Genomic DNA, 22,545 nt, shown 5'->3' with positions numbered 1-22,545 from the left:
TTTTTCCTCCAAACTAGTCTATGGAATTCAATAGATTTACAATTTTTAATTTAAACGTTCCCATTAATGGGAACGTAGCTCCTATTAAAGAAATTGCTAATATAATAATCCAATTTATTCCCCAAACAACAAGTACTGTTTCTAAACCATTAATCTCCACTATGTTATTAGTTAACATACTTTTAACAACAAACCATTCAAAAACAATCGTTGGAAGAATGATAATCATTACTATAATACTTTGAAAAACGAATTCTATTAGAGTACTCCAAATCAAACTCCTTTTACTAATTCCTAGCGCTTGCTGTAATCCTATTTCATGTTTTCGATGATATAATATTTGAGAGCAATTATTAATAAAAGTTATACTAATTATAATTGTCACTAGTAATATAAAATAATTACTTACTAACTTTACATTGGATAATATTTCGGATAGATTTTGAAACGACTCTAATGCATATTTAAGAGAATAACCTCTTGCTTTGTATTCATTAGCAATTTTATCTACATCTTCGAACTTCTTTACTATGATGTAAAACCCATCTGTTAATTTAGCATTCGAAATAAATTCGTCTTCACTTATAGAATTAACCTTACTGTGTTGGTTGACTAATAATTGAATAGGAAGTAAAGAATAATTTTCATATTGAGGCAAAGTTGTAATTTCTCGAATTTTAACTGTCACCTCAATTTTATTTTCATTTATTTTAGCTATATAATCTTCTAATTCAGTATCACTTAAATCAAATTCATTATTGAATGCTGTTTTATCAAACGGAACAGACAATTTCTGTCCATCTAACAGCCCATTACTTTTTGCATCAATTGGGGAAACTAAAATTACTTTTCCCTCATCCCACTGTATTTTATCAATATCTTTTATGTTTATGCCAAAAAATTCAAGAGATTCATAAGGAACAAAAATACTATTAACATCCATAGACATTTTAACATTTCCTTTTTCATCATAATTTTCGAACGTTACACCACTCATAAAGGGTTCATACTTTGGTAATAGTGTAATCGTATTATCTCTATTTCTTGATATTTGTCTTAATGGAATCGAAGGCCCATCACTCTGAACCTCTATCCATTTTAGAGAATTATTTTCAGTAAAATTTACATTAATATATGTATTTCCAATAAAAACAATTAAAATAGTCACGTTTATTAGTAACAGCCCGCAAAAAGTAACAACTCCCGTTGACAACCATTGCTTACTAGTTTTTTTATAATTTTTCCAAAAATTCCAAAAAACGAATTTGTTATTATTCATAGCTCGATATCCTACCTTTATTTAACTCGTAGGATGCATCCACAATATCAGCATAACTATCATTATGAGAAACTATTATTAACGCTCCCTTTTCTCGATACTGACTAAAAATATCCATTATGATTGCTTCTGTTTCCTTGTCAACATTTGCTGTCGGTTCATCGGCTAGCAAGAGTTCTGGCTCTTGCATTAAAACTCGAGCTATTGCCACACGTTGTTGTTGTCCACCAGATAGTTGATTGATTTTTCGTTCCTCTAAACCGTCTAAATGTAATAACTTTATCACTTGCTTTGCTTTACTTATAATACAATCTTTTTTAGAAAAATCTGCATATAGTCTGGACATCATGATATTTTCAATCACATTTAACGGTGATAATAAATTGTATTTCTGAAAAATCATTCCTATGTCATTTAAATGTATTTGGTTTTTTTCTTTTGCATTCATAGAACTAATATCAAAATTATTGAACTTCATTATTCCAGAAGAGTGTGCATCTATAAGACTCAGCATATTAAGTAATGTTGATTTTCCACTTCCAGATGGTCCTTTTATAAAATATAAATTATTTTTTTTAATTGTTAAATTAATATTAACTAATGTAGGCTGTAAATTTCCTGAATAAGTTTTAGATACATTTTCACAACACATTAATACAGACATTGAAGTTCCTCCTATATTTGGGGTGCTTGTTAAAGTTAATGTATTACATCCATCTAGTGGCTACTCGAGTTTCACCACCACCATAATAATATCCATATGCACGAGCATAATTATTTCCATTTGGACCAACTGTATTAGATCCACCATCATATTTCACATAATTATTACTTGTTTCTTCCCAATATGTCCTTACTACACCATCTTTTCTTTGAATTCGAGTTTGGATAGCTATTCTAGGAAGATTATACGGCTTGGTTCCGGTATACCTAGCTGCTGAAGACCATGATCCATAATTTAAGCTTAACTCCGCCTTGAGCAATCCGTTATACATTCCTGTCGCATTATATGTTGAAGCGGCTTCTACACTTTGCTCTGTAGCGCCACTTGCTCCTAGTACACCAAAGATTATAGCAATCGCAATTACAATTTTTTTCATCATTTAATTTCCTCCTAAATTTTAAAAGTATAAACCAAACAAGCACCCCACTTGTTTATATAATCTTCAACAATATATACTTCAGCGCCATATTGCATAAAGTTCATATACTTCTTTCTAATACTAACTTATATTTTAATCACCACCTTACATGAATTCTTTATTTTCAGATTAATCAAAATATTAATCTCGCATCAAAGCGAACTAAATATTTCTATCTTCTGGCTAAATTAGTTTCCTTTCTTAGTATTATTTAAATTGACTAAAACTATCTTAAATAATTTGATGAACCAAAAAACCAATTAATCATTTGCATCATAATTTGATACTCCTTTCACAAATTCTATTATTTGTATATTCACTATGTTACAATGAAAATACATAATTTCAGTTTTATGTTCACTATATTCACCCCCAAAAAACATTATAATTATTTTACTACATTGGAGGAGAGCTATTATAAAAACATATGGAGCTGCTATTCGTCAAATCAGAAAAAATAAATCACTTTCTCAATCGTATGTATCTAATAACATTCTTGCTCGCACTACTATCTCGAAAATCGAAAATAACAATATTATACCAACCATCACTACAATAGAGAATATCGTCATTAAATTAGATGTAACCATAGATGAACTTCGGTATATTAAAAATGATTATAAATTAAACACTCGAGAAGATATTATTGCAGACTTTTTCAAACTCGTTTCTAATACACAAACAGAACTAATATTGAAAATTATAAATAGATGCGATAATTATTTAGATAATCATTTTAAAGACAATTTATTAGAAGATATTAGAATCGTGTTAAAGGCATCACTTCTTTTAACAAACAATGAAGTTGAAAAAGCACAAAAGCTTGTTAAGCCAATCTGGAAGCGATTAGAAAAAATTGATAATTTCTCACTGATTGAGATACGCCTCGTGTGTAATATTCTATTTTATTTCCCGCTGGATGTAATCGAAAAATTTGTCCCCCGATTATTAACAATGATTGATAAATATAATGCTTTAGATAAATCTTTAAATCCGCTAAAATTAGCTCTGCTTATCAATACTGCCACTATTTTTATGCAACATAATTCTACCATTACAACAAGTAGTTTAAACGCTGCTATTATTATTGCTAAAGAAATTAACCGCTTTGATTTATTAGCTAGCGCATATTATTTACAAGGTGTTAACACTAATGATTATAGCTTAATAACTAAGGCGAAAAATATTCTCCTTACTATCGATAAAGAAGCTATTCTATTACAATTTGAAAAAGAATATTTCCCAGATTTACGTTGAGGAAATCCTAGATTAATTTGATTTTATTGTTCAATAATCACTATAGTATTATGGTAACACTAGTGTTTCTCTGCGAAAATATATTTGCTATTAATAGTAGTCATTATTTAAACTAAAAAAAGTTAGAAAGTACATTAATGCCTGTACCTTCTAACTTTTTATACTTATTTCTTATTCTTCAATTGATGCAAACATACCTTCTCCAAATGAATTTTTTTCTTTAAAAATGCATTATTTAACAAGCTCCTTCACTTAACACCCCAGAATCAATTTCTTCTCCATCTAAAAACCAATACCCATGATAATCCCCACTGAGCGCTGTAAATGGAACTGGTGTCTTCCCTACTTCCGCTACCTTTCTAAGTAAGTAATTTCGCAATATCCAACCATCATTTAAAGAACGCTGCTTTAAATTCAAAATCCGTTCTATTTTTACTTCACTTGTATTTAGTTCTTTCGCTACTTCGGCAATCGTTAAATTCGCAAGCGCCAAATTCTCTGCAAACTCACTTTTCGTTGCTTTGATTTGTTCTTTTGATAAAGTCATTTTTGAATTCCACCTTTTATAAATGTAATAATTTTTCAGCATTTTCGTGAGCGATTTTTGCTTTTACTTCATCCGTTAAATCAAGCGTATCTAGGAAAGTCCCAGCATTTTCTGGTTTTACAAAAGGATAATCTAGCGCATAAATAAGATGATTTTCATCTAATTCATTTAATAAAAATTTCCATTCGTTTTTATACAATAAACCGCTTGGTGTCACATACACATTTGTCCGGTAGTAGTCAGAGATTTTCCGTTCTAACGTTGTCCAGTGGCCGAGTGTATCGTCCATTCTGTTTAAAAACATTGGCACCATTTCCCCTAAATGCCCTGTAATGATTTTTAAATTCGGTAATTTATCAAATATACCTGAAAGAATCATCCGCACGACTTGAATACCAACATCCATATGCCAGCCAAAACCAGCAGATGAAAATACCCCGGTCACCACATCAGACCAAGCATCACTGGCAAAATATTGTTCTGTAATAGGTTCTGGGATAAACGATGGATGAAACGAAATCGGTACATCTAGTTTTTCCGCCATTTCGAAAATCGGATAATAAAAGCTATTATCAAAATATTTATTTTCAAACTGCCCTTTTACAAGTGCACCTTTGAAACCAAGTTCTTCTACGGCTCTTTTTAATTCAATAGCAGCATCTTCTGGTGAGCCTACTGGTAAGACAGCAAAACCAGCAAATCGGGTAGGATTTTGTTGAATCACCTTCGCTAGTTCATCATTTGCTCGCTTACACAGAGCTACCGAAATTTTTGGACCTAAGTTTTGCGGAGAACTATTTCCATAAGAAAGTACTTGCATATCAATACCATGTTGATCCATAAATGCTAAACGTTTTTCTGTATCTTGCATTTCCGTTGCTGAAGGAAGTTCCTTTTGCATATATTGAAACATTTCCGGACTAACCTGTCCACTTACTAAATTTCCAGTGACTTTGTTGATTTCATTCGTAATGACTTCGGATTCAAAATGTTCTTCTATTGTTATAAATTTCATGTTCATTCCTCCTTAAGTAAACAATACCCCTTTTTAAGTTGCTAAAATAGCCACATTTCGATACACTAATAACAATTATGTATCATAAAAAGGAGAGTTTTATGAATAACTACGTAAAAGTGCATCAACCGTTGAATGTTGATTTGCGTACACAAAAAACACAAACCAAACTATATACAGTTTTGGAGAGGTTTTATGTGGAAGGTAGAACATTTGAATCAATATCTATAAAAGATTTATGCGAACAAGCGCGAGTATCACGAGCCACTTTTTATCGTCATCATGAGGAGATTATTCAAGTGATTGAAGTCCAGATTTTGCGAACCATGCAGTACTTCTCTTTGGAATTCGACCAAATTATTTTAACAAAAGAAAATATCCAACGCTTAATCCTCCGAACTATTCAAAAAAACCCGCTTTTATTTCAAGTGATTTTTTGGAGCCGGGCAGAAAATATTTTTATTGATGTAGTGTCTGGAGAAATACTTCGAATTAGTTTGTTAAAAGAAGTTTCCTTTTCAGATAGTCACTTTATTCCTAATTGTTTTGCTAGGATGATTTTAAGTTTAGCAGCAGAAATTCAACAATCGAATAAAGACTATACGAATGGTCAATTAGTTGAATTGATACAGGAGGCAGCTCGCTTTTTACAAAAATAAAAAGAGCCTAAGTTCCCTTAGACTCTCTCATTTAATCAATCATTTTACGGAAATTCAACCGTTTATTTAATAGATACATTAGCGGAATCCCGACACCCATTACGATGAATTCACTTGCCGCAGTTGTTGCCCAAGTAATTAGGAACGGTAAGTCAAAAACAATCACTAGCTCCCAAGCGATAATTGCCATCGTTAGCGAGAAAAGGATCGTATTAATAATCATCCGCGGAATAATTCCTTTAACGTATTTAGAAATTCCAATCATTAGTAAAAGGGAAATAGCCGATTGTGCTACGCCAAAAACTAAATCAATCCAACCTAATCCGGAAAAGAATAAATTCGTAATAAAAACACCTACGATAATGCCCCAGAAGTATTTTTTATTAAAGACGATTAGGTGGTTAAAGATTTCTGGTATTCTAAATTGTAATGCCATAAACCCAATTGGTGCGACAATCATCCCGAGCACTACATACAGTGCGGCGATAATTGCATTCACCGTCAAAATTTTCATTTTCATTATTTTTCCTCCTAGTTTTTTTACGTGGGATGGTATGAATGAACCACGTGTGGCAATTTTGCCAACATGCTATTTTCTCATATTTGGAAGTTAATGTAAATGAATTATTGCACATAAAAAAAACGGCTACTTAGAGTATAGCCGTTTTTTATCTGCTATGTTTCCCATTCAACCTTTTACCTACAAAATAAAGAACTATTGATAGAATTACTAATGAAATAAATCCTATATTTTTAGGAAGAATTTCTTTAATGACAATGAGGTAAGTCCACACTAGAACGATGATTGCTACGACAATATATTCGATAATTTTGTTTATCTTCATGACGAGCGCCACACTTCCGTTCCCTAACATTAGTATTTATAAAAAAATAGACTGTAGATAAAGTTAAAACTTCTTTATCTACAGTCTATCTATATGGTAACTATTTGTCTAATAATCTTATTTAGATTTTTGTGAGTAGTTGCCTTTGTTGCCGCCGCTGCGTTGTTCTCCGCCACCACGACGATCACGATTTCCGCCACCGCCAGAACCGCTTCCGCCGCCGCTACGACGACCTTTGCCGCTGTTGTTACGATCACGGTAGCTTCCGCCTTTACCGCTTCCGCCGCGATAGCCGCCACCTTTACCGCCTTTACCATTTTTACCTTTGTAGCCACCGCCACCACGGGATGGTAATGGGCGCTCTTCAGTAATATGGACAGGAGTTTTGTCTGGCTCTTTCGCTAACATTTTAAGCATTGCTGCTGCGATGTCAGTTGCATCGTATTTTTCAAGAAGTTCGTTAGCAAACGTTTTATAGTCAGCTAAGTTTTCTTCTGTGATTGCTTCTTGAATTTTTTCGGTTGCTACGCGTAATTGTCCTGCAAATGCTTCGTCCCAAGTAGGAGCTTGAAGTGGTTGCATACGTTTTTTCGTAGTTTCTTCAACAATACGTAGATAACCCATTTCACGAGGTTGTACGAAAGTAATCGCCATACCTTCTTTACCAGCACGACCAGTACGACCGATACGGTGAACATAGCTTTCTGGATCTTGTGGAATATCATAGTTATATACATGTGTTACGCCAGAAATATCAAGTCCACGTGCTGCTACGTCTGTTGCAACTAGAACATCAATTTTTCCTTCTTTAAATTTGCGTAGTACGCTCATACGTTTTGCTTGCGTTAAGTCACCGTGGATACCTTCAGCCACGTAACCACGCATATCAAGCGCGCGAGATAGTTCGTCTACACGACGTTTCGTACGACCAAAAACAATTGCTAGTTCTGGTGCTTGAACGTCTAATAAACGAGATAATACGTCAAATTTTTCTTTTTCGTGTACTTTTACGAAGAATTGTTCGATTAATAGTGCAGTCATTTCTTTCGCTTTAATACGAATAAGTTCTGGGCTGTGCATGAAACGTTCACCAATACGGCGAATCGGATCAGGCATTGTTGCAGAAAATAGTAATGTTTGACGTTCTGCTGGCACTTCTTTTAAGATAGTTTCAATATCATCAATGAAGCCCATGTTTAGCATTTCGTCTGCTTCATCTAGTACAAGTGTTTCCACGTGGTCTAGTTTGAGTGTGCGACGGTTAATATGATCCAAAATACGTCCTGGCGTACCAACTACGATTTGTGGGTTTTTCTTAAGTGAACGGATTTGACGGCTAATATCACTACCACCGTAAACCGCTAGCACACGCACATGTTTGTCATAGCTAAGTTTATAAAGCTCTTCTGAAACTTGGATTGCAAGTTCACGTGTTGGAGCAATAATTAAAGCTTGTACGTTGTTGCTCTTTTGGTCGATTTTGTGGATCATTGGAAGACCAAAAGCGGCTGTTTTACCAGTACCTGTTTGTGCTTGTCCGATTAAGTCTTTACCTGCTAGTCCTAGTGGAATTGTTTTTTCTTGGATTGGCGTTGCTTCTTCAAACCCCATCCGATTTACTGATTTTACAATTTTTTCGTCCAGTCCGAACTCCGAAAATTTTGTCAATGTCATTTCTCCTTTACCTGTTTAAAGTTTGGTAGGAGAGCTACTTTTATAATTCATCACAATACGCTTATTACGATTGTTTGTCTGTTCATTTGCAGTTGTTTTTATGAAAACTGCTATCTTTCATTTTCATTTTTCTGCAATAGAAAAGCCTGGGCGCACCAAGCAAAATGATTCACGGCATCAGAAAATTTCTCTGCCATTATAGCAGTTCTAACGCATCAAATAAAAAAGCCCTCATTAATCACTAGGCTAAATATAAACCTAATAAACTTCCATCTAACATCATAACACAATAACAATTTCTTTTCAATGTCAAAACCTTATCTTTCCATGCTATTATCGAATAAAAAAAGTTATTTCGTTTTAAATGTACGTTTATCAGCTGTTTTTAGTTATTTTTAATTTTAAAAAAGCTGGAAATCATCCGAAAACGATTTCCAGCTTTTTATTAGTCCCATACAGCTAATACGCGTTCTTTTAAGTCATTCATTGCTTTTTCTGCGTTTTCTTCTGTTTCAGCAATGGTTTGGAAATAGATTTTGCATTTTGGTTCAGTCCCAGAAGGTCGGACCGCGAACCACGATTTGTCTTTTAAGTAAAATTTTAATACATTTTCTTGAGGTAGCTCGATGTTTGTTATTTCTTTTGTGAGAAGATTTGTTCGCTCGCTAGTGAGAAAATCTTCAACAGCTACTATTTCTGGTAAAAAATGGGGTTCTTTTCGTAAAGTGTCTATCATTTGATTCATTTTTGCAGCGCCATCGTTGTTTTCGAGGGTAATAGTGTGCAAATATTCTTTATGATAGCCAAATTGTTCATATAAAGAAGTTAGTTTTCCAAGCAGGGTAGTTCCTTCTTTTTTATAGAAAAGAGCCATTTCTGCTGTAAGTAAGGCCGCTTGTACCGCATCTTTATCGCGTACAAAAGGTGCTATTAAGTAACCGTAACTCTCCTCGTAGCCAAAAATAAAATTAGCTTGCGTCCCTTCCATTTCGGCTATTTTTTCACCGATAAATTTGAAACCTGTGAGCGTTTGGACATGACGAATACCAAATTGACTTGCTATTTTGCCACCTAAATCTCCAGTGACAATCGTATTAATCATCGTATCCTCTTTCGTTACAAACTCTTTCGCCGACAAAATATAGTCTAATAACAAAGCACCAAGCTGATTTCCTGTTAAAATTTGATACTCGTTTTGATTGGTTAAAACTGCTACTCCGAGTCTGTCAGCATCGGGATCAGTTGCCAAAATTATATCCGCTTGCATTTTTTGCGCTTGCAGTTTGGCTAATTCAAAACTATTTTCTTCTTCTGGATTAGGTGAAACAACCGTTGGGAAATCTCCGTCTGGCTCACTTTGTTCTTGAACAAGTAGCGTATTTGAAAAGCCATTTTCCGCTAAGCCTCGCATAACTAGTTCTTTACCAGCTCCGTGAAGTGGTGTATAGCAAATCCCTAATTCATTTCCATAATCAGCAACCAATTCCGGACGAGAAATTACTTTTGTTAAAGCCTGTAAATAGGCGTCGTCCATTTCTTTTCCAATGGTAGTAACGAGCAAATTCGGTAATTCTCGTACTGGTATACGAAAAATATCCGTTATTTTATTTAAATAGCTGGTAATTTCCTGTGCCGCACCTAATGTGATTTGGCATCCATTTTCATCATACACTTTAAATCCATTATAAATAGAAGGATTATGGCTCGCGGTAATCACTACTCCGGCAAAGGATTTCGTTTCCCGAACGCAAAAAGAAAGTGCTGGCGTTGGACGAATCGTATCTGATAAATAAACTCGAATGCCCAGTGCTGATAATACTTTTGCTGTTTCAGCTGCAAAAACGTCTGAATTATTTCTAGAATCGTAAAAAATTGCGACGCCCTTCTCTTTGCCTCCATTTGCTGCCACATACTCGCCTAATCCACTTGCCACCCGTCTGATTGTAAAAAGGTTAATACGATTCGAGCCAAGCCCCATTTTGCCACGCATTCCGCCTGTTCCAAATGTTAAGTATCCTTCAAAACGCTCCTGTTCATGTTCCACTCGCTTTAATTCACTTCGCCACTCATCAGATAAATCGGCATTTTTCCAAGCATTCAAATAGTTTTGCCAAGTCATTTAGCTTCCACTTCTAACTGATGTAAAATTTCACTGATTTTCATATCGCAACCTGCCATGGAAGTATCCGCTACCCCGTAATACATGTGTAACGTGTCGCCTTCTTGAATGGCTCCACAAGCAAAAACAACATCGCCAAAGAAACCATTTTTTTCATAATCAGCCACTGGTTCTAAAATCGGGGTTTTCGTTCTTTTCAGTACAATTGTTGGGTCATTTAAATCAAGCAAAGCCGCGCCCATTACGTAACGATTCTCTTCAGTTGCACCGTGATATAAAATCAGCCAGCCTTCTTCTGTTTTGATTGGCACACAACCGCCGCCAACGCGACCACTGTCGTATTCACCAGGACGGATGCCAAGTAAATGACGATGATCTCCAAAACTACGCAAATCCGGTGAAGAAGCAATCCAAATATCTAAGTTACCGATACTTTTTAAACTTGGGCGATGTAGTGCATAATATTTCCCATTAATTTTTTCCGGGAAAATAAGTACATCTTTATTTTCAGGAGCAAAAATATTGCCTTGATACTCCAAATTTTCAAAGTCTTTTGTTGTAACTAATGCGTCTGCTACACCGAACTCAGATACCGCACTGAAATTCACATGATAAGTATCTCCAATTTGTGTCACGCGAGCATCTTCAATCCCAAATGTCTGATATTCATTAAATGGGTATAAAAACGGCTTTTCATCTAAGGTAAAATGATGACCATCTTTACTGCGAGCGATTCGAATATAAGAAAGAGAAGTTAAATAAGAAAATCCTTCTAGTTTTGCTTTACTGCGAATCATTCGCGGATCTTCAAAATCATAATTTTCATCGTCTAAACGGAAAGATTGTAATTCTAATTCTTTGTTTTTCGCATTATAAACTGGTGCAAGAACTATTTCTGGGTCTTCACTAACTGGTTTTTCTGCCACACGAAGAAGTAAAAGCACTTCGCCATTATACTCGGCCACACCGCCGTTGAAAGCGCCAATCACTTCAAAACCTTCATGGATTGGTTTCACGTCTAAAGGTGTAATTAATGGATTTTCTTCATAACGATAAATGTTCATTTCTATTCAAAACTCCTACTATTAGTTATTTTTAAATGGATCAGGAATGGTTAATTTTTGTGCATCAGAATCACCAATTCCTGCATAAAGTTCAGCAGTACCGTCTGAATTTCTGATTAAACCGCCGCTAAATACAACATCTGCTAAATCAGGTCTTTTCGGCTCACTTGGAGCAAAATCAGCACGTTCTGCAATAATTTTTTCTTGGTCGATTTGTGTAAAATCTTCATTTAAACAAAAAGAGCACGCGTAATAATGACGATCACCAGCTTCATCAAAACAAGCAATATGACCAAGAACACCAATTCGACCATCTTCTAGCAAATGAATCTCATTGCCGCCGCCCCATTCATCACCTGAAAAGTTTCGTTTTAAAAGGGGCGCTTTTTCAATTTGTTCAATTGTTAAATCCGCTAGTGAATTAATGACGATTGCGCCAATTTTCCCGCGACCGCCTTTTTCGCCTTGTGGTCTTGTTAGCACTAAAATCCGGTCGTCTGTTAGCTCCTTCACTCGTAAATCTTTCATTCCAATTGGACCTGTAAAAATTTGCTCAAAGTCGGTAAGCGAAGTTGCGCGATATAAATTAGTGCGCCAATCTAACATTGCCCTGTCCGATTCTTTAGGAAAAACTTCCACGCCACCGATAATAAGTTCTCCTTGTACAAACGTTACAAATGGATCTTGCAAGGCTAGAATAGTTGTATTTTCAACTAATTGATACGTATCCGTTGCCGTATTTTCAAAAAAGCGCACTTCTGCAAACTCACTATCCCGTGCTTCCACTCGCCCAGCAATATATTCTTTTCCAAACCAAGTAAAAGGTGCAGTAATGTTATAGACATCCTTGTCAAAAGCACCAATTAACTCAAGACGGGTGTGAGAAGCAGTCTTTGTTTCTCGATAAACTTGCAATAAGGTTTCAATTGATTTCATGTTAATCCTCCACTCTGAGCGCAATTCCAGTATACGCTCCCATCTTAATGCCAGCTTCTAACATTTCCGCATCTCCAAAAACAAGCTCTGATTTCCCTTGAAGTGGATATGTCACCTCTGTCTCACCAAAATGCAGTAAAAATAAGAATTCCCCGCGCTGATAGCTAAGTGTTTCACCGTCTAGCGTTAATGACGAGTATTCTTTTTCTTTAAAATCATGACCTTTTCTAAAAGCGAGTAAAGCTTGGTAAAAATGCCACATTGATAATGCATCTTCCTCATTTAAACTAGCCATTTTAATCCAGGGTTGACCGGTTGTAAATGGCTTCCCATCTGGAAATACCATCGGGCCGCGTGCTTTATCGCGCGTTTTATTTATCGCAAGTTCAAGTGCACTTTGTCCATCTGAACCAGCTTGTAACGCTTGATAATAAGCTGCAGTCCCTTGAATATCACGCATTTCTTCCACAGAGGAAAAGGTTAAATCTGGCATCCCCACTTCCTCGCCATAATAAATAAACGGTATCCCTTTAGCAGTTAACATTAAAAACGCTAACAGTTTCGTTTTGGACAAGTTTCCGTTTGAAAGTCGTGTTGTAAATCGACTCATATCGTGGCTACCAAAGAAAAGCGTTGGCCATTGTCCCTCTTGTAATGCTGTTTCCATTTCATTTAAAGTAGTAAATACCGATTGCGCATCAAGCAGTTCGACACTTCCAAAATTAAAATTAAAGGTAACATCAAGCATTGTTTTCGAACTATATTTCGCAATTTCTGGCAATTTATCAGAACTAATTTCACCTACTAAAAATACCTCTCGCTCTTTGCGACAAAAAGCAGCAATCTGCTCTAAAGCTTGTTCGAGTCCTTGTTGATTTCGATCATAAACATGCTCCATTTCATTATCTACAACTGGATTATCTGGGAACTCAAGTACTAGCGTTAAATTATTAATCACGTCTAACCTGAATCCTGCCACGCCTTCATTTAACCAAAATGCTAAAACTTGCTCGATTTCAGCGCGAACAGCCGGATTCGCCCAGTTAAGATCAGCTTGTTCCTTTGCAAAACTGTGATAATAATATTCACCAGTAAGTTTATCAAGCTCCCAAGCTGAGCCACCAAAAAACGACTCCCAATTATTTGGTTTTTCACGCCAAATATAATAATCTCGTTTAGGATTTGTTTTGCTACTCCGCGACTCCTTAAACCACGCGTGCTCCGTCGAAGAATGATTTAAAACTAAGTCAATAATCACTTTTATGCCTCGCGCGTCTGCTGCTTTCATGAATTCTCGAAAATCAGCCATATTACCGTAATCTGGATTTATATCACAGTAATCCGAAACATCGTAGCCATTATCCACTTGTGGTGAAGGATAAAATGGAGTGAGCCAAATGCCATCAACCCCTAAATCTACCAAATAATCTAATCTACTAGTCAATCCTTTAAAATCACCTAAACCATCACCATTACTATCTTGAAATGATTTCATATAAATTTCATAAAAAACACTACCTCGCCAAAATTCCAAGTTCAGTCGCTCCTTTTATTTCAAAGTAAATTGCATTCCTTCTTGGAATTTCTTTGAGAAGAATAAAAATAGAATAATTAGTGGCAATGTGAGTAGTACAGAAGCTGCATACATTGGACCTGGATAAGTTGCATACGGTCCGAACATTTGCGAAATTAGTACATTCAGCGTTACCGTTCCATCACTCTTCGTTACAAGCATATCCCAAAGTAAATTCGTCCATCTGTCTGTGAACAGGAATAAAAAGATAACTGTAGTGATTGATTTGGACATCGGAAGTACAACCCGAAATAGAATTTTCAAATCACTCGCACCATCCAATTTTGCTGCTTCAATTAAAGTATCTGGAATCGCTTTAAAAAAGTTGGTATACATAAATACGGCCCATAAACTAAGCATGGTCGGAATAATCATTCCAGCGTACGTATCAAGTAACCCAAAGTCCGTAATCATTAAAAATTGCGGAATCAGCAAAATAATCGCCGGGAAAAACATTTGGAATAAAATCGCATTATTAACAATTTTTTTACCCTTAAAATCAACTTTTGCGAGTGCATAGCCGACCATTAAGCCAAAAAGTAACATTAACCCTGTCGCAATCGTGGAAACAATAATGGTATTAATAAAGGCGTGAATCCACGGAGCAGGCGCCGCAACCACTGAATTCCCAAACAGCCAATCCCAAGAACGAGTGGTAAATTCAGTCGGAATGAGCTTTTTATCTACTTGATCCCAAGCTGCAAATGAATTTAATACGAGATAAATAAACGGATAAATCATAACTAACATGAGCAATGTTGTCAGTATATAGCGAACAATTTTTCCCGCTTTACTATTATGTCCAACCATTTCTTTGACCCCATTTCTCAAGCATTTTCTTAATAACTCCAATTGATGCGAACGTTACAGTAGCAGCCATAAGAGAAATCGCTGAAGCATAACCAGAATTCAAGTTAACGAATGCTTGGTTGAAAATCTCCATTTGCCATGTGTTCGTTGCAAAATTTGGGCCACCGCCAGTTAGTTGGTATACTTCGGTGAAAATCCCAAAACTAACACCTACCGCTAAAACAATCACGGTAAATAAAGCTGGATAGAGCATCGGAACGGTAACTTTCCAAAAGGTTCTAAAGCGACCAGAGCCGTCCATTGCTGCTGCTTCATAAATTTCATGGTTAATACTAGCGAGTCCAGAAATTAAAATAAGCGCATAATAACCAGACATTTTCCATGCAATCATTAGCGAAATAATGACAAGTGCCGACATCGGCGTCCCAAGCCAATCAATATCCCAACCAAAATGCCCACGTAAAAACACATTTAGAGCACTGTTATACGAAAGTAAACCTTGCACAATTAGTGAAGTAACAACACCTGAGGACAAGTATGGTAGGAAAAACGCCACTAAATATAGTCCTTTAAACTTCGGTAGTCCGTTTACAAGTACTGCGACAATCATCGAAATAATTAACGCCATCGGAACAAACACAATTAAAAATTTATAAGTGACAAAAAAGGCTGCTCGAACTGCCGGACTAGTAAAAGCTTTAATAAAATTTTCCAAACCAACAAAATTGATTTCCGGACTCATCATGTTCCAATCGGTCACCGACAACCAAATTGACCAAATTAGCGGTACTAAGAAAAATACCGCTGTGAATATGAGATACGGGCTGGTAAATGACCAGCCCAATTTGTTATTTCGCCGCTTCATTTTTGAAGCACCCCGTCCTCCGCTTTCTTCATGTCAGACCAAGCTTTATCAGGTTTTTTCTCCCCGCGTACAATTGGATTCCAAGCTTCTTCTCCAAGAACTTGTTGAATATCATTGTATTTCGCATCATCCATCGCTGGAATGCTATACGGCACATTTGCTGCATATACTTCTAATTCTGGATTTTCTTTAAAGAATGCTGTGAAAGCTTCATTTTCAGTTGCATCGTCACGTGCTGGAATTAAATTAGTAGTTTCAAGGAATTTCAAATCATTTTTATCGTCGTTATAAACGAATTTCAAGAAGTCCATTGCCGCTTCTTTTTCTTTATCTGTTGCTTGAGCGTACATTACAACCCCTTTTGAATCAGCATAAGTAGCAATATTTTTCTCATTTGCCATGCTGTCTGGTACAAGTGGTGCAGTTATTGCGTAGTTTTCGTTATATTTAAGTTCTGGGAATTTTTCATCCCAGTTAGGGAAAGTCCACGGGCCGTTGTCTGCCATGATACTTGTTCCTGTTTCAAATGGATCTGTTGCTTTACTTGCAAGGAGTAATTTATTTTTTTGCAATTCGGACATGAAGGTTAACAGTTCTGTTCCAGCTTTATCGTCTGCAACTAATTTGCCATCTTCAACAAATGCATTTCCTTTTGAAGCTGCATCATACAGTGGGAAGAAATCAAACCAGCGCATCCATGCTGTTGGGTCAGATAAATCACCTTTAGCCCAAAGTACTTTATCTGGATATTTCGCTTTTAATTTTTTACCAACTTCAAGTGCTTCACTATATGTTTTTGGTGGAGCATCATAGCCAAGTTCTTTTAATGTATCTAAACGCCAAGCAAAAAGAATTGGATTGGAGTATACAGGTAGCACATATTGATTGCCATCAGAGAATTTCCAAGAATCCATTGTTTCGCTCATTTTTCTTTCTTTTACAACATCATCGAGACCTTTTACATCGTTCAAAGGTACAATAGCTTTACTATCTGCTAATTGTGCAGCGAAACTACGATTGATATTTTCAGACATAGTTGGTGCCGTTTTAGAGGCGATAGCTGATTGAATTGTCGCTTCTGATGATGGGCTTTCTTTCATTTGGGAAACTTCAACCGTTACATCTGGGTTTTCTTTTTCATATGCTTTTGCCATTTCATCCCAATATTTTACTTGAGTTGGATTTGGAGCTGCCCAAAACGTTACTTTTGTTTTACCGTTATCGTCTCCACTTTTGTTTCCTCCACCGCCACAAGCAGTTAGTAATGAGCCAGCAACCGCAACACTAAGAGCCGCAATAGCAATTTTTCTAATCTTCATATCAATAATCCTCCTAATTCCACTTTTTGTAATTGTAAGCGCTTGATTACGATTACATTATCACATTACATTTTTGTAATGTCAATAATTACTTTTATAAATTCTTTTATTATAAACGTTTTAAGCATTTACTATCAAAAATCATAAAAATTACTTTTAACATTACTTTTTAATTATAAAATTTTTGCTATTTTGTGAATTAACTTCTATAATAGAATAAACAGAGGAAAACGGAGGGGGAAGCATGAAGAAAGTTACAATGCAAGATATTGCTGACAGGCTAAATATAACGAAAAATTCAGTTTCACAAGCTTTAGGTAATAAAAACGGGGTCAGCGAGCAAACTAAATTGGCTGTTTTTAAAATGGCTGATGAATTAGGTTATAAATATAAAAAAGAAATCGCACGAGAAGTCGTGAAAGAAAAATTCGCACTTTTAGCAACTTCATTCGCCTTATCACAACGTAGTTTTTTTGGCGAAATTATTGATAATATGAAACAAAGCATCATTGCTCACCAAGCGGAATTAATTATTTTTCCAGTGACTGATGAGGAGGCAGAAAAGAATCAACTTCCTGAGCAACTAACAACGGAAAACTGGACAGGGATTTTCTTGCTATCGCATATTAATACAGCTTACAGTAAGAAAGTGATTGAACTTGGTATGCCAGTGGTACTAATTGATCATCACGATCCACATTTAAAAGCCGATGCCGTTATTAGCCAAAATAAAGACGGTGCTTTCACGGCAGTCGAATTTTTAATCGAAAATAAACATCAAAAAATCGGTTTTCTTGGTGATACTACTTTTTCTCCAAGTTATGAGGAACGCTTTGAAGGATACAAAAAAGCATTGCAGTATCATCAGATTCCTTTTAATGAAAAATATGCCATTACACGAATTAAAGAAGAACAAACGACACTATACCGGACGTTAGACGAGCTAGATGAACTTCCAACTGCTTGGTTTTGCGTTAATTCAGGTCTTGGATTTATTTTAAATACTTATTTGCAATCAAAAGGATATAATATTCCGAAAGACTTATCGATTATTTGTTTTGATAACACCGAATTTACGGTACTTAGCAATCCCCCACTTACGACAATGTGTACCAATCTTTCGTTTATGGGCGAAAAAGCAGTGGAACTTATGTATAATCGCGTAAGAAAACCAGATGAAGGCTTTGTTCATCTGGCACTTGCGACTAATTTAATAGCCCGAGATTCTGTTGGCGAAAACAAAAAAACCGATTCAGCAACTGAGAGCTGAATCGGTTTTTTTAATTTGCATTTAGTACAGCTACATCTTTTTGTAAAAATGTTAAAACAGCTGCAAATAATTTATCTGCTTGTTCATCCTGACAAATCACATGTTTTGAACCTTCTAGAATAAATAATTCTTTCGGTCCTGGAATACTTTCCATTAAAAAATTGACACTTTTTTCAGCAGGAACAATAGGATCGGCACTGCCTTGTGCAATAAAAGTTGGAATTTCAATATGTTCAAATACTGGTTTTGCAAGAGCGACCATTTTTTTAAATTGAAGCGTGGATGTCCACGGGGTTTCAGTTACTTTCTTTTGATAGCGTTTGAACATCGGGCTGTTTTTAAGCGTGACTTCTTTTGCTTCGGTAATTACTTGCTTGGAATTTTCGATAATTTGTGGCCATTCCATCGCATTTACAGCTGTGCTTAGAAGTACCAGCTTTTTCACTTCCGGATAATGCCTAGCAAGCCATCCTGCGAGCAAACCGCCCATAGAAAAACCAATAATATATACTTCATCGTCTTCTTTTAACATTTGACTTAAAATGCTATCTACAAAAACAATCCAATCTTTATACGTCACATTTTTTAAGTGGCGCAGGTGATCATGGCCAGGTAATGTGGGTGCTAAAACATCCCAATCTGTATGCTCTCGCAAATAGTCAGCGAGCGGCTTCACCTCGGACGGCGAACCAGTAAAACCATGAATACACAAACAAGCAACCATTATGCCTTTCCTCCTGTCCAAATTATTACCAATTAATCGGTAATATCATATGTCCAATTTTATTCGTTACTTAATAATAAGATTTTCTACCACATCTTTCAAGCCCATTCCGTAAGAACCTTTGACCAGTATCCATTCATTTCCATTTATTTCTGAAAGAAGCGCCGTCTCAAGCGATTCCTTTGTGTCAAAATGTTGAACTTTTCCCTGACCAATTTTTGCCTCAGCCACTGATTTGAAAGCTTTCATCGCTTCACCGTATAAGAAAATCTTCTCAATCGTATCATTTTCTAGTACTTCAGCAGATTCTTGATGTAGTTTTGTCGACAAATCGCCTAATTCAAGCATATCTGCAAGTACTAAATATTTTGGTTTACCTTTTGAGTCCATATGCATAAAAGTTTTTAAAACTGTTTTTAACGCTGTTGGGCTGGAATTGTAAGCATCATTTAAAATACGTGCGCCGCTTTTGGTCGTTATCCATTCTAAACGACTTTTAGAACGTTCCATATTTTTAAGTGCTGATTGTATTTTTTCGCCTTCAATACCAATTTCTCTTGCCGCAAGCATCGCCGCCATTGTATTGAAAACATTATGCTCGCCAATAATCGGAACAAAAATTTCTAAATCTGGCTCCCAGTTTGTTATAAAAGAGGTCCCTTCTGCTTCAGCGCGAATTTCTAACGGATAAATTTCCGCTGCATCTGATTTACCAAAAGTTAGTTGTCTAAAATCGCCATCTACGTTTCCTAAAAGAAGGTTTTCTTCATGTGGATAAATTAAAATACCGCTTGGATTTAGGCCTGCTGTAATTTCGAGTTTTGCTTTGGCAATTTCTTCACGCGAACCAAGGTATTCAATATGAGCCTCGCCGATATTAGTAATAATCGCAATATCAGGTTTTGCAATTTTTGACAGCACTTCGATTTCATGACGATGATTCATCCCCATTTCAAGTACAGCCACTTCTGTATCTTCCGGCATCGTTAAAATAGTATAAGGTAAACCAATATGATTATTAAAATTCCCGCCCGTATAGTGCACTTTATAAGTCGTTTCAACAATTGCTGCCATAATATCTTTTGTGGTCGTTTTCCCATTGCTGCCAGTGATTGCAATTACTTTAGGTTTTACTTGCTGAATATATTTCGCTGCCAGCTCTTGAAGTGCTAGCAAAGTATTTTCCACTAAAATAACCGGGAAATCAGTTGGTGGATTGGGTACATCTTTTTGCCAAAAAGTCGCCACTGCTCCCATTTCTCGTGCTTGACTTACGAATTCGTGTCCATCGCGTAAATTCCCTACAAACGGAACAAATAAATCTCCTGACTTTATTTGCCTTGTGTCAAAACAAATGCCAGTAATGACGACATCGCGAAATGTATCTACATGGATGGAACTATCTAACATTGCTACTACTTCGCCTACTGTTTTTTTCAAATTAAATCGCTCTCTTCCATAAAAAAGCAGCTTCCGCATCTGAAAACTGCTTTCTTGTTTATTTTAGTCTTCTAATTTATATTTAAGTGCATTTTTAGCTGCGTGGCGTTCTTTTGCCAAATCAACTAATCGTTCAATTAGCGCTCCGTATGGTAAGCCAGTTTCCTGCCAAAGTAGTGGATACATGCTATATGGTGTGAAACCAGGCATTGTATTTACTTCATTTAAGAACAACTGATTATCTTCCGTTAAGAAAAAGTCAGCACGCACGAGCCCGCTTGCATCAAGACCTAAGAAAGCTTGAACTGCATATTCTTTCATTTGTTCTAAAATTTCCGGTTCTACTTCTGTTGGAATAATTAATGCAGTGTTGTTGTCTTGATATTTTGCTTTGTAATCATAAAACTTAGCAACTGCACCTTCTGGCAAGATTTCTCCTGGAACTGAGCAAACTGGCGTATCATTTCCAAGCACGCCCATTTCGATCTCACGAGCAACCACACCTTGTTCAACAACAACACGACGGTCGTATAAAAATGCTTCTGTCATCGCTTCAATTAATTCTGTTTTATTCGTTGCTTTACTAATACCAACACTTGAACCAAGATTCGCTGGTTTTACGAAGACTGGATATGTAAGCACTTCTTCCATTTCAGTAACCATTTCCTCTTGATAGTTTTTCCAATCAATTAAACGCACCGCAACTGCTGGAACTTGTGGAATACCAGCATCTGCAAAAATTTTCTTCATCACGATTTTATCCATTGCTGCTGATGAAGCTAGGACACCATTGCCAACGTAAGGAATATTTAAAACTTCGAATAAGCCTTGAACAGTTCCATCTTCTCCGTTTGGACCATGTAAAAGTGGGAATACAACTGTTTCTTGTCCGTCAGCTTCTAAAACAGCTGGGCTAATTGCTTCCCCTTCTGATTTTTCTGATTCAGCTGTAGCAAGTTTCACTCTATCTGTAGCCGAGAAACGTAATTGCTCGACAAAATCTAATTTTCCAGAAAGTAGCGGTCCTTGAACCCACTCACCTTCATTTGTAATATATATTGGTTCAGCTTCAAATTTTTCTAAATCTAAAGCATTGATTACTGAAAATGCTGTTTGTAAAGAAACCTCGTGTTCAGCAGATTTTCCACCGTATAATAAAATTAACTTGGTTTTCATAATACCCCTCCGTCATTATTCGCTTTATCTATTTTACCATGTTTTAGCAAGATGAAAAGACATAACTAAAAAATAGGTTGAAAAAATCTTCATTTTCGAATAAGAATGACGTGCTCTTATTCCAAAAAGATCTTTTTCAACCTATTTTATTTAAACACCAGATGTTAATTTTAGACCGACAACGCCAGCAATAATCATCGTAATGAAGAGCAGTTTCCCAACACTCTTACGCTCTTTAAAGACAATCATTCCGAGTGTGACACTACCAACAGCCCCAATTCCGGTCCAAATCGCATAACCCGTACCAATCGGAATTGTTTTAAGTGCGAGAGATAATAAGAAGAAGCTCGCTGACATAAAGATAACGGTGAGTATCGCAAATCCGAGACGTTTAAATCCGTCTGATAATTTCAGCATGACAACAAAGACCATTTCACACAAACCTGCTACGAGTAAAAATATCCAATCCATCGTTATTTAGCCTCCTTCTCAGACTCATTGCCATCCACTAACTTAAGACCAATAATTCCTGTTAAAAGTACGATTAGGGAAACAATTTTCCAAAAAGAAACGCCTTCTGAAAGAAAAATCATTCCAATAATCGCCGTACCAGCAGCCCCAATTCCGGTAAACACTGCATACGCCGTCCCAATTGGAATCGACTTCATGGAAATCGAAAACAAACCGAAACTAACAATTAGAAATGCTATCGTTAAAAGGCTCCACCCTAACATCGTAAAGCCGTGCGATTCTTTCAGCCCAAAAGCCCAAACAATTTCTGATAATCCTGCCATTATTAAATAAAACCAAGCCATTTTCCTTACCTCCAAT

The 22,545-nt window shown here is 36.1% G+C and carries 23 protein-coding genes and 1 pseudogene; 4 read left to right on the top strand and 20 right to left on the bottom strand.

Annotated elements, in window-relative coordinates; all coding sequences use genetic code 11:
• Positions 1–13: 13 nt before the first annotated feature.
• From PQQ29_RS04670 to PQQ29_RS04660, 3 genes are read right to left on the bottom strand one after another with little or no spacing between them, the layout of a single operon-like run.
• Positions 14–1,279, bottom strand: coding sequence for an FtsX-like permease family protein (locus PQQ29_RS04670; protein WP_112119705.1), 1,266 nt, complete (start codon positions 1,277–1,279; stop codon positions 14–16).
• A complete protein-coding gene (locus PQQ29_RS04665) occupies positions 1,272–1,943 on the bottom strand; it encodes an ABC transporter ATP-binding protein (protein ID WP_185484326.1) in 672 nt (223 codons plus the stop codon). Before PQQ29_RS04665 ends, PQQ29_RS04670 begins: the two co-directional genes overlap by 8 nt.
• Positions 1,944–1,986: 43 nt before the next feature.
• The gene (locus PQQ29_RS04660; RefSeq protein WP_010990652.1) at positions 1,987–2,382 is read right to left on the bottom strand and encodes a hypothetical protein; all 396 of its coding nucleotides are present in this window, start codon (positions 2,380–2,382) and stop codon (positions 1,987–1,989) included.
• Positions 2,383–2,760: 378 nt separating this feature from the next.
• On the opposite strand from PQQ29_RS04660, the pseudogene PQQ29_RS14490 reads away from it, so the two are divergent.
• Together PQQ29_RS14490 and PQQ29_RS04655 are read left to right on the top strand one after the other, a co-directional pair.
• A pseudogene (locus tag PQQ29_RS14490) lies at positions 2,761–3,009 on the top strand (helix-turn-helix domain-containing protein); the annotation flags it as partial.
• Between the two features lie 180 nt (positions 3,010–3,189).
• The gene (locus PQQ29_RS04655) at positions 3,190–3,678 is read left to right on the top strand and encodes an Rgg family transcriptional regulator (RefSeq protein WP_041918369.1); all 489 of its coding nucleotides are present in this window, start codon (positions 3,190–3,192) and stop codon (positions 3,676–3,678) included.
• A 235-nt stretch (positions 3,679–3,913) separates the two neighbouring features.
• Here PQQ29_RS04655 and PQQ29_RS04650 read toward each other — a convergent pair whose 3' ends face one another.
• On the bottom strand, positions 3,914–4,225 hold the full coding sequence (locus PQQ29_RS04650; RefSeq protein ID WP_112119704.1) for a DUF2316 family protein: 312 nt from the start codon (positions 4,223–4,225) through the stop codon (positions 3,914–3,916).
• Positions 4,226–4,241: 16 nt separating this feature from the next.
• Positions 4,242–5,240 (bottom strand): amidohydrolase family protein, encoded by a 999-nt coding sequence (locus PQQ29_RS04645; protein WP_045554569.1) that lies wholly within the window; start codon positions 5,238–5,240, stop codon positions 4,242–4,244.
• Between the two features lie 101 nt (positions 5,241–5,341).
• Here PQQ29_RS04645 and PQQ29_RS04640 point away from each other — a divergent pair, with 101 nt between their 5' ends.
• Positions 5,342–5,899: a TetR/AcrR family transcriptional regulator gene (locus tag PQQ29_RS04640; RefSeq protein ID WP_187984057.1), complete on the top strand. Its 558-nt coding sequence runs from the start codon at positions 5,342–5,344 to the stop codon at positions 5,897–5,899.
• Positions 5,900–5,930: 31 nt separating this feature from the next.
• Here the strand turns inward: PQQ29_RS04640 and PQQ29_RS04635 are convergent, their stop codons facing one another.
• The 10 genes from PQQ29_RS04635 to PQQ29_RS04590 all read right to left on the bottom strand — a co-directional run bounded on the left by PQQ29_RS04635 (position 5,931) and on the right by PQQ29_RS04590 (position 17,104).
• Positions 5,931–6,419, bottom strand: coding sequence for a QueT transporter family protein (locus tag PQQ29_RS04635; protein ID WP_003724800.1), 489 nt, complete (start codon positions 6,417–6,419; stop codon positions 5,931–5,933).
• Between the two features lie 148 nt (positions 6,420–6,567).
• Positions 6,568–6,744 carry a hypothetical protein gene (locus PQQ29_RS04630; protein WP_112119701.1) on the bottom strand — a complete coding sequence of 59 codons (177 nt, stop codon included), beginning with the start codon at positions 6,742–6,744 and terminating at the stop codon, positions 6,568–6,570.
• A 117-nt stretch (positions 6,745–6,861) separates the two neighbouring features.
• A complete protein-coding gene (cshA, locus tag PQQ29_RS04625) occupies positions 6,862–8,412 on the bottom strand; it encodes a degradosome RNA helicase CshA (protein WP_003729443.1) in 1,551 nt (516 codons plus the stop codon).
• Positions 8,413–8,863: 451 nt separating this feature from the next.
• The gene (locus PQQ29_RS04620; RefSeq protein WP_187984056.1) at positions 8,864–10,537 is read right to left on the bottom strand and encodes a phospho-sugar mutase; all 1,674 of its coding nucleotides are present in this window, start codon (positions 10,535–10,537) and stop codon (positions 8,864–8,866) included.
• Positions 10,534–11,601: a BtaManbiosPhlase gene (locus tag PQQ29_RS04615; protein ID WP_003761245.1), complete on the bottom strand. Its 1,068-nt coding sequence runs from the start codon at positions 11,599–11,601 to the stop codon at positions 10,534–10,536. The genes PQQ29_RS04620 and PQQ29_RS04615 overlap by 4 nt, the downstream gene beginning before the upstream one ends.
• A gap of 21 nt (positions 11,602–11,622) precedes the next feature.
• Positions 11,623–12,537: an MTP-1 family protein gene (locus PQQ29_RS04610; protein WP_187984055.1), complete on the bottom strand. Its 915-nt coding sequence runs from the start codon at positions 12,535–12,537 to the stop codon at positions 11,623–11,625.
• A 1-nt stretch (position 12,538) separates the two neighbouring features.
• Positions 12,539–14,071, bottom strand: a complete 1,533-nt coding sequence (locus PQQ29_RS04605) for an alpha-glucosidase (RefSeq protein WP_187984054.1) — start codon at positions 14,069–14,071, stop codon at positions 12,539–12,541.
• Positions 14,072–14,086: 15 nt separating this feature from the next.
• On the bottom strand, positions 14,087–14,920 hold the full coding sequence (locus tag PQQ29_RS04600; RefSeq protein WP_003724791.1) for a carbohydrate ABC transporter permease: 834 nt from the start codon (positions 14,918–14,920) through the stop codon (positions 14,087–14,089).
• Complete coding sequence (locus tag PQQ29_RS04595; RefSeq protein ID WP_003761236.1) at positions 14,907–15,785, bottom strand: carbohydrate ABC transporter permease; 879 nt, start codon at positions 15,783–15,785, stop codon at positions 14,907–14,909. The genes PQQ29_RS04600 and PQQ29_RS04595 overlap by 14 nt, the downstream gene beginning before the upstream one ends.
• Positions 15,782–17,104, bottom strand: a complete 1,323-nt coding sequence (locus tag PQQ29_RS04590) for an ABC transporter substrate-binding protein (protein ID WP_003761234.1) — start codon at positions 17,102–17,104, stop codon at positions 15,782–15,784. Before PQQ29_RS04590 ends, PQQ29_RS04595 begins: the two co-directional genes overlap by 4 nt.
• Positions 17,105–17,348: 244 nt before the next feature.
• Here PQQ29_RS04590 and PQQ29_RS04585 point away from each other — a divergent pair, with 244 nt between their 5' ends.
• Positions 17,349–18,374 (top strand): substrate-binding domain-containing protein, encoded by a 1,026-nt coding sequence (locus PQQ29_RS04585; RefSeq protein ID WP_010990644.1) that lies wholly within the window; start codon positions 17,349–17,351, stop codon positions 18,372–18,374.
• A 10-nt stretch (positions 18,375–18,384) separates the two neighbouring features.
• Here PQQ29_RS04585 and PQQ29_RS04580 read toward each other — a convergent pair whose 3' ends face one another.
• The 5 genes from PQQ29_RS04580 to sugE1 form a co-directional block, all read right to left on the bottom strand.
• Positions 18,385–19,098, bottom strand: coding sequence for an alpha/beta hydrolase (locus PQQ29_RS04580; RefSeq protein ID WP_003761230.1), 714 nt, complete (start codon positions 19,096–19,098; stop codon positions 18,385–18,387).
• Positions 19,099–19,164: 66 nt separating this feature from the next.
• Positions 19,165–20,538, bottom strand: a complete 1,374-nt coding sequence (locus PQQ29_RS04575) for a UDP-N-acetylmuramoyl-tripeptide--D-alanyl-D-alanine ligase (protein ID WP_010990643.1) — start codon at positions 20,536–20,538, stop codon at positions 19,165–19,167.
• Between the two features lie 63 nt (positions 20,539–20,601).
• Positions 20,602–21,714 carry a D-alanine--D-alanine ligase gene (locus tag PQQ29_RS04570; RefSeq protein ID WP_003771067.1) on the bottom strand — a complete coding sequence of 371 codons (1,113 nt, stop codon included), beginning with the start codon at positions 21,712–21,714 and terminating at the stop codon, positions 20,602–20,604.
• A gap of 150 nt (positions 21,715–21,864) precedes the next feature.
• Complete coding sequence (gene sugE2, locus PQQ29_RS04565; protein ID WP_003771065.1) at positions 21,865–22,185, bottom strand: quaternary ammonium compound efflux SMR transporter SugE2; 321 nt, start codon at positions 22,183–22,185, stop codon at positions 21,865–21,867.
• A gap of 2 nt (positions 22,186–22,187) precedes the next feature.
• Entirely contained in the window at positions 22,188–22,529 is a 342-nt protein-coding gene (sugE1, locus tag PQQ29_RS04560; RefSeq protein WP_003736027.1) for a quaternary ammonium compound efflux SMR transporter SugE1, read from the bottom strand.
• Positions 22,530–22,545: the final 16 nt, after the last annotated feature.

This window comes from Listeria innocua (assembly GCF_028596125.1).
Taxonomy (GTDB): Bacteria; Bacillota; Bacilli; order Lactobacillales; family Listeriaceae; genus Listeria; species Listeria innocua.
Note: the sequence above shows the minus strand (reverse complement) of the source record. Positions and strands in the feature narration are given on the sequence as shown.